9 protein-coding genes are annotated in these 11134 nt (G+C 43.3%); 3 read left to right on the top strand and 6 right to left on the bottom strand.

The window, feature by feature from the left end; genetic code table 11:
- Positions 1 to 120: 120 nt before the first annotated feature.
- The 6 genes from DSL64_RS28720 to queG all read right to left on the bottom strand — a co-directional run bounded on the left by DSL64_RS28720 (position 121) and on the right by queG (position 7621).
- A complete protein-coding gene (locus DSL64_RS28720) occupies positions 121 to 492 on the bottom strand; it encodes an endonuclease domain-containing protein (RefSeq protein ID WP_115834420.1) in 372 nt (123 codons plus the stop codon).
- A 306-nt stretch (positions 493 to 798) separates the two neighbouring features.
- Positions 799 to 3969 carry a PVC-type heme-binding CxxCH protein gene (locus tag DSL64_RS28715; protein WP_115834419.1) on the bottom strand — a complete coding sequence of 1057 codons (3171 nt, stop codon included), beginning with the start codon at positions 3967 to 3969 and terminating at the stop codon, positions 799 to 801.
- A 54-nt stretch (positions 3970 to 4023) separates the two neighbouring features.
- The gene (locus DSL64_RS28710) at positions 4024 to 4914 is read right to left on the bottom strand and encodes a ThuA domain-containing protein (protein ID WP_115834418.1); all 891 of its coding nucleotides are present in this window, start codon (positions 4912 to 4914) and stop codon (positions 4024 to 4026) included.
- Positions 4915 to 5137: 223 nt separating this feature from the next.
- Positions 5138 to 6019: a hypothetical protein gene (locus DSL64_RS28705; RefSeq protein ID WP_115834417.1), complete on the bottom strand. Its 882-nt coding sequence runs from the start codon at positions 6017 to 6019 to the stop codon at positions 5138 to 5140.
- Positions 6020 to 6179: 160 nt separating this feature from the next.
- Positions 6180 to 6596, bottom strand: coding sequence for a DUF1761 domain-containing protein (locus DSL64_RS28700; RefSeq protein ID WP_115834416.1), 417 nt, complete (start codon positions 6594 to 6596; stop codon positions 6180 to 6182).
- A gap of 77 nt (positions 6597 to 6673) precedes the next feature.
- The gene (gene queG / locus DSL64_RS28695; RefSeq protein ID WP_115834415.1) at positions 6674 to 7621 is read right to left on the bottom strand and encodes a tRNA epoxyqueuosine(34) reductase QueG; all 948 of its coding nucleotides are present in this window, start codon (positions 7619 to 7621) and stop codon (positions 6674 to 6676) included.
- A gap of 113 nt (positions 7622 to 7734) precedes the next feature.
- On the opposite strand from queG, the gene DSL64_RS28690 reads away from it, so the two are divergent.
- The 3 genes from DSL64_RS28690 (at position 7735) to DSL64_RS28680 (ending at position 10939) form a co-directional block, all read left to right on the top strand.
- Positions 7735 to 8355 carry a nucleotide exchange factor GrpE gene (locus DSL64_RS28690; RefSeq protein ID WP_115834414.1) on the top strand — a complete coding sequence of 207 codons (621 nt, stop codon included), beginning with the start codon at positions 7735 to 7737 and terminating at the stop codon, positions 8353 to 8355.
- Positions 8356 to 8466: 111 nt separating this feature from the next.
- A complete protein-coding gene (gene dnaJ, locus DSL64_RS28685) occupies positions 8467 to 9633 on the top strand; it encodes a molecular chaperone DnaJ (protein ID WP_115834413.1) in 1167 nt (388 codons plus the stop codon).
- Between the two features lie 124 nt (positions 9634 to 9757).
- Entirely contained in the window at positions 9758 to 10939 is a 1182-nt protein-coding gene (locus DSL64_RS28680; RefSeq protein WP_115834412.1) for an endonuclease/exonuclease/phosphatase family protein, read from the top strand.
- Positions 10940 to 11134: the final 195 nt, after the last annotated feature.

Below are 11134 nucleotides of genomic sequence, written 5' to 3'. Positions count from 1 at the left end.
TAAAAACCGCCACTCCTTCATAGTCCAAATTTATTAAAAAAATTCTATTTCAAATCTTGTTTTTCACGACAGTACCAGCGGTGCCGAAGGCGGGGTGGGTTAGCGTTGTAAAAAGGTTCTCTAAGCATTGTCCTCAATCCAAAACTGAATCGATATCAATACATTGATCATATCTTTCTTAACCTCTAAATCACTAAATCTCAGAAATCTTACACCCAGAGATTCGAGCCGATTTTGTCTTATTATATCATTTGCAGCAACATCTTCGGCATTATGATAAGAGCCGTCTATTTCAATCGCGAGTCTCAGATCTTTGCAGTAAAAATCCACGATGTAATTGTCTATGGGTCGTTGTCTATCGAAATCATATCCAAGCAATTGTCCTTGTTTCAGTTGATTCCACAGCAAGACTTCCGACAGTGTCATGTTTTGGCGTAGCTCTCTCGCTAGCTTTTTAAGGATAGGATTATATGGAATGATATGTCTCGCCATCGGTTCCAGGGGATTGTTTGAGTAGAGACTTATTTTTTGGACGAAGTAACGTTATGCGTTAAACCCACCCCGCCCTCCGGGCACCCCTCCGAGGAGGGGATTTGGCTACGCGGCAACTTCCTATCATTACATAATCTCACCTAAAACATGAATCGAGTCATCGCGCTCCACTTGGATAAGCATATGCATGAGCTACTGGGCATACTGGAAGGTGGGGGGGCAGCCAAAAACAATTACATTAAAAACAACGAGTCCGCTTCAAAGAATTTTGAAACGGACTTGTTTTTACTTCCTTTAATGAAAATACTATTTTTCCAATGGATGCTCTTTCAGCAATTGGTCGGGAGAGTAAAAATCCTGCTTTGCTGCAGTCTCATCTCTTACCTTTTTTACCTGGGCTGTAGTAATGGGTTTTCCCTGATTGCCGAATGAGTTTCTGACGTAGGTAAGCACTGCTGCCACATCCTGGTCATTCAGCAATCCTCCGAAAGGAGTCATAGGAACCTGCCCGGGGTATTTTTTACCGTCCACTTCTATCGGCCCCAATAAACCTTTCAACACCAGTTTTATCAAACGTTCATCGCTGCCATTTACCCATTTGTTTGGTGTCAATGGCGGGAAACCTGACGAAGCAAGTCCTTTTCCATCCGGTTGGTGACAGGTTGAGCAATAACCTTCCTTCGCATAGATTTCTCTTCCCATATTAAACATTTCCAGGTCTCTGCCTCTCAGATTCGTTTTGGCTACAACCTCCTTTTCCTTTTTCACCGGTAATCCGCTGATATGCGCAACAGCAGCTTCATAGGCATGAATCATCCAGTCATCGAGTGGTTTCTTTTTTGCCTCTGCCAAAATCGGTAAACCTTTTTCTTTCGGAAGCCATGATGCCGCAACAATGGCAGCCAAACGTACCCTTCCGTGTTCATCTTTCGCAGCCTGCATCAGCAGTTCTGCCTGATCTGCGACCTGATGCCCGGTATATCTTACCACATTCACCGCAGCAGCACGCGCATGGTAATCCTTCGCATTCAGCATTTGCTTCAGCAATTTCTGATCGACCTTGTTCATACCCCACGTCACCCAAAGTCCTTCCAATACATGATGTTCATAACGTGGATCTTTTTTATCCAGACCAGCCACCCACTTGCTTACACCCGCCAAAACCTCTTTTGTATCACGACCACGTAGCTCACGTCGTGAGCGGTAACGGGTTCTGTATTCAGGTAGCTTCAAATTATCAAGCAATTCGGCAATCGTAGCACCATCCACTTTCGCAGGTTTTACCAATGGTCGTGATGGGTAAGTAATCCGGTATACACGCCCGTGCGAGTGGTCACGCAAAGGATCACGCGCATTGTGCTGCATGTGTCCGATCAGAATATTATGCCAGTCAATTACATACAGCGAACCATCCGGAGCAAACTCCATATCCACCGGACGGAAATTTCTGTCGGAGCTCACTACCAGATCCATTCTGTGCTTACTCACATATCCGGTTCCTGCATCTTTCAATGTATGTTCTTTAGTACCTAAAAAACCAATAGTGTTGTTGATTAACATATCCCCCTGCAATTCATCAGGAAAATGACGGCTTGATACAAATTCCAGACCTGATGTAGGACGTACACGGTGCGCATCTTCAATCAGCTGCACCGACTTATGTGTTGCTTCGCCATATCTTGGCAATACACTTCCCGGCATCATCCATCTTACATCCGGACTTGATGTTTCTGCGAAAAATGGCTGTCCCCAGTCATCAAAAGCAATACCCCATGGATTAGGAATTGAAAGTTGAGCGGTACGTTCCAGCTTTTTCAGTTGCGGACTGTAACGGTAAAATCCACCGTTGGTGGCACGTACAGGACCATAAGAAGTTTCAATATTAGTATGGAGGAATACACCTTCTCCTGAGTAAATCGCTCCCGACGGATCTACTGTAAATGCATGGCTATTATGGTGCGTATCGTGGTCATCGAACCCGCTCAGCAAAATCTCACTTTTGTCTGCCTTTCCGTCACCATCCGTATCAACATATAGTTTGAAGTTTGTTCCCTGAGACACATACACACCTTCAGGAGCAATTTCAAAACCTACAGGCAAATGAAGTCCATCGGCAAAAACTGTTTGTTTGTCGGCTTTACCATCACCATTGGTATCTTCCAGAATAATAATTTTATCGTTGGGTTTAGAATCGCCCGGTTTGTAATGGGGATAACTTGGCATAGTCGCAATCCACAGCCGTCCTTTATTGTCGAACGACATCTGCATGGGTTTCGCCAAATCCGGAAATTCTTCTTCCGAAGCAAATAGTTCTATCTTATATCCATCCGGCACCTTCAGCGATTTCAATGCTTTTTCTCCATACAAATATTCCAGACTTCCGTTTTTCTCAGGATTGAAATTTGTCTTTACCTCAGGAAGTTTGGTTGTATTTTTATCAGCAGCTTTCAAATCAAATTTCTGACCTTTTGAAGCGGCAAACCATATAGCCGTGTCTCTGATTGCTGTAAGCTGACGAATCTTTTCTATTTCTGCAGGATAGTTATCAGGCCCGAAAGGATTGTAACGCCGACCATACGCATGTACACCATTCGGAATTTTGATGTCGTTATGCCACATCCAGTTTTTTTCAAGAACTGCTTCAGTTACCAGCTTACGGTTTGCTTCTGTTTTTGCTTTCCCTTTTCCAAAAATCTGATCAGAAAGAAGTATTGACAATTTCTGATAACCCGCGTCATTCAACTGTGATCCGTCAATCGTCAAATCTTCAGCAGTGGATGCATACCATTGTTGCGATGGTGTGAACGCATCTACATATAAAACCTTATTGTTGTCAGCAACTTCCTTCATTGCCTTTGCATACAGGGCAATATTTTCATTTTCTTTTTTGCCGTTGGGCAAGTCAAACTTCGCTGACAAATCTTCAAAAGCAATAGGAGAAACCAGCGCCAGTTGAGGAACCGAAGCTCCGTTATATTTCTGCGCAAGTGTATGTTTTACGAAGGCATCCAGCTCAGCTTTATAATTAGCCAATCCCGCTTTTCCGTTAAATGATTCATTGTAACCAAAAAATGCGATGATCACATCAGCTTTTAATCTGGTAAGCCACTGATCCGGCGAATCGAAATGTCCTTCACTGGATGAATTTGTTGCCAGCTCAGTCTGAAACTTTTCTGCACCGGGAAATGCCCACGGTAAGTCACGGCTTGCATGGGGTCTGAAACCAGGGGTATCCCCACCATCGGACATATTCCTGATAAACAAAGCATAATCGGGATAGCGCAGTTGCATTTCTGTTTCGAAATGGCCGTAGTTCATCATTCTTGAACCCAGGTTATTTCCCAACAGAACGATTCTGGATCCCTTCTGAAGCCTCAGGGTTTGTGATTGATAAAACTGGAAGGCGCTGAATGCGATAATTCCGATTGCAATCGCCAGCAGCAATCCTGTAATTTTACTTTTTCCGGGTTTAGTCATGGTAAATATAAATTAGCATCAAATATTTCTCTACAACAGAAGCCTGTCAGTCAACTATTTAGGCTCACGATAAGGAACCTGAATATCCATTTTACCTTTCCACGTATCAGGTATTTTTTTACCAACTCCCCAATGGATCGCGTTGATCACCAAACGCTGAAAACCTTCCTGTCTGAAATCCTCAGGGTGCCCCAGGGTCGTCATGAATACTTTTCCCCCGAATGAATTAGTACCCGTCCAGGCAACCGGATTATCGATGGCAGCCTTGTCAGGATTTACAGATTTACCCATAAGCAACCAGGTAGAGCCCTTCACAGGATAGTCTGGCAAAACACGGTACAACCAGGAACTCACATGAAATGCAGGTGCAACACCGGTAAGCAATGGATTTTTTGCCTGTTCCGGAATGATGGTAACATCTGTGGTACTGTTGTGCCCATAATGCGTATGCGCTGCTTTTCCACCCCAGCCCGGAGGTGAATTCAAAGCAAATTCACCGAAAGCATTCCATTTTACACTTTCATGATCTTTTGGAAAATTAAACGCGTGGGTGGAAGTTCTGAAACCCATAACAGGTTTCCCCTTTTTCAGGTATTCTTCAATCAATGCCAACTGCTCTTTTGGAAGCTGGCGCCATCTCAGATAAAAAACTGCCAGATCTGCATCTTTAAGCGCTTCCAATCCCGGAATATTCTTTTCTGAGTTGTGATCAGGATATGCTTTAAGAACAATGGTTCTCATTCCATAGTTTTTTTCCAACTCAGCAGCGATAATAGGGAGTGTTTCTTCACCGCTATACTCATGGTCACCTGTTACAAATACAACGAGGGGTTTTCCTGATTTGGATGTTTTTTTTGCCTGAGAAAAGGCATGGACTGAAAACAAAACTGAACAAATGACAATAAGGGCAAATGCCCTGGAAATGACCTGAATTCTTGTGTTCATTCTTAGTAAGGAAATAGGTAAAAGGCTTTGTACTAATTTGAAGACCAACAGGTATTCAATCTACCATAGTCGCTTCCAAATTAATTTAAGGATCGCGACGCATGGTTTAATCTAGACTAAAAAATCCTAATTATCCCTTACTTTATACCAAAATGATTACAAAAGTGGCGTTAAGGCGGAAGAAGCTTTCCGACGTTTCACATGAAATTCAGAGCATACAAACTTACTTTACAAACTTTAAAGCAAGGGAGACAGAAGCCCGGGAAAGGTCTTCCTGCTCATGATGAGATAGATTCACCACCTCTGTATGTCCCTTATAAGTCTTACGGAATTTGAAGATACTTCCCATCATACAGCTGCCGGACAAGCCAATCGCCAGCTTTTGAGAAATTCGATGGTCTAAACCCACACTTACTGCCCAACCCATGGTATTGGCATTCAGCTTGTAATCCTGACCTATATGCCGCGCTGCATTATGGTAAGGTTGATATCCGACCAAAAAGGACGTCAGAAGAGAAGTGGAACGATTGGAAAAAATCTTACGATGTGCAACACCCAGGCCCAGGAACTGAATATTTACTTTATCATGCGTTTTGATATCACGTTCAGCCCTGTTCAGGTAAAAATCATATCGCAGCCCGAACCCCACACTTTTCCATGGAAAATAAAATGCCTCAGCTCCGGCTGAGATACCCGGTTTAAGCTTCTGGTCATAAAGACGTTCATAATCCGTTGCGCTAATAGCAGACCGGAACAACCTGCGTGCGTATCCCACATGAATACCAGCCTGCCACTTAGTCCAGGTCGCAGTATCATGACTCATCGTGCTCTCCATTCCCTGATCCGACGAATTTGTCTGAAGCTCTTTGTACGGTACAACGCTATTTATTTCTGCAGAACGAATCGAATCGTTTACATAAAAACCACGTACAACAGCACTGATGCGATCTTTTCCGAGCGTGCGAACGATGTTCTGATTATACCGTAAATAAGAAAAATGGACTTCTGTGCGTGTCTCCTTTCTGATATCACAGGAAATTGAATCTCCGACATTGGTTACGATCAGATCCTGAGCCATAGCTTTCGAACCAGAAAAAATAATCATCAGGAGGACAACGCAAAAATTTAATCTCATTTACAATCGGATAGTCACCAGGTTATATGTCACGACTCAAAGTTCAAATCCTACTCATTATTATTCGCAGGATAACAGCCGACAAATATACTATTTTGAATCGAAGGAATTGGATACAGTCGACATCGGACTAATATTCATACTTACGCCATATACCCAAAATAGCTCCTGTGATTGCATATACCAAAACCTGTACTCCACCGTCGATCAATGAGAGCAATAGCGGTTTTAATGAAAACATGTCCTTGACGATCAATGTACATAGCACAAAAACTGTCCCGAAAAGCAAACCCGTCAGGAAACCGGCAAATAATGATTTGACAGGAATTTTGGTGAATATCCAAGCCATGGTATAGGCCGAAAAAGAAGAAGCAACAATACTGGCCAGATAAGGAGTCGGACTGTTTGCTGACTGAACCTGTTCCGTCGTGAAGCCATTCAGGGCTATCCAGATTTCAGAAAACGCTCCATACCATAATGCAGGTACAATTTGTGAAATCACCACACACACAAGCACGGCCCAAAGATTGACAGATTGTTTTCTCATATTATAGAGTGTTTATTCGGTCATCAAAAGGTACTACCAACGCCAAATATAAGAGGTTTGATAGTATAACGATCTTTTTATTTCGCCTGCTTTACGAATTCGATGTTTCGTGCAAGTCCTTCGTATTTGGTTCTCTTCAAAGGTGATTTCCTGAACACCTCACGAAAAACCTCCTCAGTAATCTCGGTCCAGTCTTTGGCCGACAAGTCTGCCAAACCCGGCGACGCATTAAACTCCGGCGTGGAATGAGGACGCGAAAAACGATTCCACGGACAAACATCCTGACAGATATCACATCCGAAAATCCAATTCTCAAACTTACCACGTACATCCTGAGGAATAGCGTCTTTAAGTTCAATTGTGTAGTAACTGATGCATTTACTTCCATCCACGACATAGGGTTCCGTAATGGCGTCAGTCGGACAGGCATCCACACATCTGGTACATGTACCGCAATAATCCCCTACTGCACCATCGGCTTCCAGATCCAGATCGGAAATAATCTCTCCTATAAAAAAGAAACTACCCATGTTCCGGTTGAGCAAATTGGAATGCTTACCTACCCAGCCTAAGCCACTTTTGGCTGCCCAGGCTTTATCCATTACCGGGGCAGAATCTACAAATATCCGTGCATCCACCTCACCGATCTGATCTCTCATGGCGATGAGCATGTTACCCAACTTCTCTTTAAGAACAAAATGATAGTCTTTGCCATAGGCATATTTGGAAATTTTCATATCCTCTGCCCCTTCAGGCAATTTCTCCTCGGGGTAGTAATTGAGCAATAAAGAAATTACACTTTTGGCGCCATCTACCAATTTGCGCGGATCAAGCCTTTTATCAAAGTGATTGGCCATGTATGCCATGGCTCCGTTATGATTTTTATTGAGCCAGTTTTCCAGCCTTGGTGCCTCCTCTTCCAAAAAGCCGGCTTTGGAAATACCACAAAAATCGAAGCCATTTTCTTTGGCAATGGCTTTGATAAATTGGCTTCTCTCGTGCCGTATGAAGTCGGTCGTCGTCATGACGCAAAGTTACGAATACTGAATAAAAATGTCATCTTGTCAGTATTTTCGTTTTGGCAAAGTAATTTAGTACTGTCAAAACGATACAAAAGTCATAAAAGTACCCACACAACATGTCTAAAAATACCGAGTTTAATATAGATCAAGACTTAAAAAACGAAATGAACGAGGAGAACTCAGTTCCGGATACGGAAAACTTCAAAAACGAAGAGTCTGCCAATGCAGTACCTATGGACAATGCAGGTCAGGAGATCAGCGAGGAAGCACAAGCTGTACATGAAGTAGACCCGCTTGAAGCTGCAAAACAGGAAGTTGCAGAATTAAAAGACAAATATTTAAGACTGTATGCCGATTTCGAAAACTTCCGCAGACGTACATCTAAAGAAAAGCTGGAACTCATTTCAACTGCCGGTGCTGACGTTGTAAAATTGATTTTACCGGTGGTTGATGATTTTGAGCGTGCCGTGGCATCGTTTGAGACAACTACTGATACGGGTGCTTTGAAGGAAGGTGTAGATTTGATCTATAACAAGTTATACAAATCACTGGAATCCAAAGGGTTGAAACCTATGAATGCCAAAGGTGAAACTTTTGACGCTGATATTCACGAATCAATTGCGCAGTTCCCTGCTCCTACTGAGGAACAAAAAGGAAAAGTGATTGATGAAATCGAAAAAGGTTACTATCTGAATGACAAAGTATTGCGCTACGCGAAAGTAGTTGTTGGTGCTTAAAATACAATTATGACATGTATGATGTGCATAACCAAACGCATCCGACATTGATTCCCGACAATCAGGCGGTGAGCCGAATGGATATTTGCATACTACATACGACATTAAAAAATGGCTAAGAAAAGAGATTATTACGAAATACTAGGTGTGGAGCGCGGTTCCTCAGCCGATGAAATCAAAAAAGCTTATCGTAAGCTTGCGATTAAGTTTCACCCCGATAAAAATCCGGACGACCCTTCGGCGGAAGATAAATTCAAGGAAGCGGCAGAAGCATACAGCATTCTGAGCGACGAAAACAAACGTGCTCGTTATGATCAGTTTGGTCATGCCGGTGTTGGCGGCCCGTCAGGTGGCGGTGGTGGCTACCCTGGTGGCGGCTTCTCCATGGACGATATCTTCTCTCAGTTTGGAGATATTTTCGGTGACAGCAGTCCGTTTGGCGACATATTTGGTCGTGGCGGCGGAGGCGGTGGTGGACGCCGTGTACGCAAGGGCTCTGATCTTCGTATTAAACTTAAACTTAACCTGGAGGAAGTAGCCAACGGAGTTGAGAAAAAAATAAAAGTGAAGCGTCATGTAAGCTGTAATACCTGCGGCGGAAATGGTGCTAAAAATGGCACATCGCTTACCAACTGTAATGGTTGTAACGGAACTGGCCAGGTTAGAAAAGTAGTAAGTACAATGCTGGGCCAGATGGTATCCACCAGCACATGCCCTACCTGTAACGGCGACGGTAAGATCATCAGCGAACGTTGTGACGCTTGCGCGGGAGAAGGACGTTTGCTTCAGGATGATCTGATCACACTCAACATTCCTGGTGGAGTTGCGGAAGGTATGCAACTTTCTATGTCAGGTAAAGGAAACGTTCCTTCCCGTGGCGGCGTGGCGGGAGATCTTCTGATTGTGATTGAAGAAGAAGAAAATGCTCAACTGAAACGTGATGGTAACAATGTTGTTTATGACATGCACCTGAGTTTCATTGACGCGACGCTTGGTACTTCAACTGAAATACCAACGATCGACGGGAAAGCGAGAATCAACGTCGAAGCCGGAACACAGGCTGGTAAAATCCTTCGCCTTAAAGGAAAGGGAATTAAAGATCTGAACGGTTACGGAAAAGGTGATCAGTTGGTACATATCAATGTATGGACACCACAGCAATTGTCTTCCGATGAACGCGAAACACTGGAATCTTTGAGAAATTCTCCTAATTTTCAACCTAAACCAGGTAAAAATGAAAAAGGATTTTTCGATAAAATGAAAGACTTCTTTCATTGATAGCGCATTAATGCCGTAATAAAAGGAGCTGTTACTATGCGTAGCAGCTCCTTTTATGTTCATATAATGCTAACATATCATTCTTTATCTTCGCATTACTGAAAATCAAGATTATTCAATTTCTATGAAATCACTACTTCTGCTGTTCTCTATGCTCTCTGCAGGAATCTTACAGGCACAATCATCCAACAAACCAGCTGACATTACTTTTACTACCTACAACGTAAGTATGGAAGCGGAAAATTATGTTCCCCGTGGCACCAAAGGCAATTCTGAGAAGGTGCTGGTCAAGGAACTGAGTACAGGTACCAACACTCAGATTAAGAATATCGCATCCATTATTCAAACGGTAAGACCGGATGTAATTTTGCTGAATGAATTCGACTATGTTCAAAATCCTGATGAAGGTGTGAAGGCCTTTATTAAAAACTATCTCAACAAAGATCAGAACGGAGCCAAAGCAATAGATTATCCTTACTACTATTATGCTACTGTCAACACGGGGCAACCTTCTCCGTTTGATCTGGACAACAATGGTAAAAAAGAACAGTTTGGTTCGGATGCATGGGGATTTGGCATGTATCCTGGTCAGTACGGAATGGTGTTACTTTCGAAATACCCTATTGACACAAAGAACATTCGCACCTTCCAACATTTCAAATGGAAAGATATGCCAGACCATCAGAGAACGATGAAAGCTGATGGCAGTGACTGGTATGCACCTGAGGCGTGGGCTCAGTTCCCGCTTTCTTCCAAATCGCACTGGGATGTACCCCTTAAAGTTGGAAAAAAAACGATTCATGCATTGGTAAGTCATCCTACTCCGCCAACTTTCGACGGAGCTGAAGACCGTAACGGAAAAAGAAATTTTGACGAAATACGTTTCTGGAAAGACTACATCACCGAAGGTGCCAACGCTTATATCTATGATGACAAACAATCCCGGGGTGGCTTGAAAAGTGGAAGCAGCTTTGTAATTATGGGCGACCAGAACGCTTCACCTGATGAAGGAAATGCGATTAATGGAGGAATACGGGCACTGATTGAACATCCACTGATCATTGGCAATCCGCAACCTGAAAGTAAAGGAGGAGCGCAACACAGTCCGGATAATAAGTTTGCCAAAAGCCATACTGCATTCTGGCGTATGCGTGCCGACTACGTACTTCCTTCCAGACGAGGATTAAAGATCAAAGACAGCGGCGTATTCTGGCCGGCAAAAGGCGAACCAATGTGGGAATTGGTAGAGAAACGCGAATCCAGCTCGGATCACCGGCTGGTTTGGGTGAGGATGGAGGTGTTGTAACATATTCAGGTAAAATACAATGAAGCCCGGTATCGCGAAACAGTCGATGTACCAGGCTTCTGCATTTCTAATGCTTGCTATCCACATCATACCTAAATTAAGGGGCCCAAAACTAACCATCGAGTAGGAGGAAAATGAAAGTTTTCCTCCTTTCATTTTCCGTCCTCTCACACCACCGTGCGTACGGGCCTCGTA

This window comes from Dyadobacter luteus, from assembly GCF_003383615.1.
GTDB lineage: Bacteria > Bacteroidota > Bacteroidia > Cytophagales > Spirosomataceae > Dyadobacter > Dyadobacter luteus.
The sequence above is the reverse complement of the archived record's forward strand: the minus strand, read 5'-3'. Positions and strand labels throughout refer to the sequence as shown.

Excerpts from the sequence above, each read along its gene's own strand:
- queG (WP_115834415.1), bottom strand. The coding sequence starts at position 7,621 with ATGACGACGACCGACTTCATACGGCACGAGAGAAGCCAATTTATCAAA.
- DSL64_RS28710 (WP_115834418.1), bottom strand. The coding sequence starts at position 4,914 with ATGAACACAAGAATTCAGGTCATTTCCAGGGCATTTGCCCTTATTGTC.
- dnaJ (WP_115834413.1), top strand. The coding sequence starts at position 8,467 with ATGGCTAAGAAAAGAGATTATTACGAAATACTAGGTGTGGAGCGCGGT.
- DSL64_RS28680 (WP_115834412.1), top strand. The coding sequence starts at position 9,758 with ATGAAATCACTACTTCTGCTGTTCTCTATGCTCTCTGCAGGAATCTTA.
- DSL64_RS28715 (WP_115834419.1), bottom strand. The coding sequence starts at position 3,969 with ATGACTAAACCCGGAAAAAGTAAAATTACAGGATTGCTGCTGGCGATT.
- DSL64_RS28705 (WP_115834417.1), bottom strand. The coding sequence starts at position 6,019 with ATGATTATTTTTTCTGGTTCGAAAGCTATGGCTCAGGATCTGATCGTA.
- DSL64_RS28700 (WP_115834416.1), bottom strand. The coding sequence starts at position 6,596 with ATGAGAAAACAATCTGTCAATCTTTGGGCCGTGCTTGTGTGTGTGGTG.
- DSL64_RS28690 (WP_115834414.1), top strand. The coding sequence starts at position 7,735 with ATGTCTAAAAATACCGAGTTTAATATAGATCAAGACTTAAAAAACGAA.
- DSL64_RS28720 (WP_115834420.1), bottom strand. The coding sequence starts at position 492 with ATGGCGAGACATATCATTCCATATAATCCTATCCTTAAAAAGCTAGCG.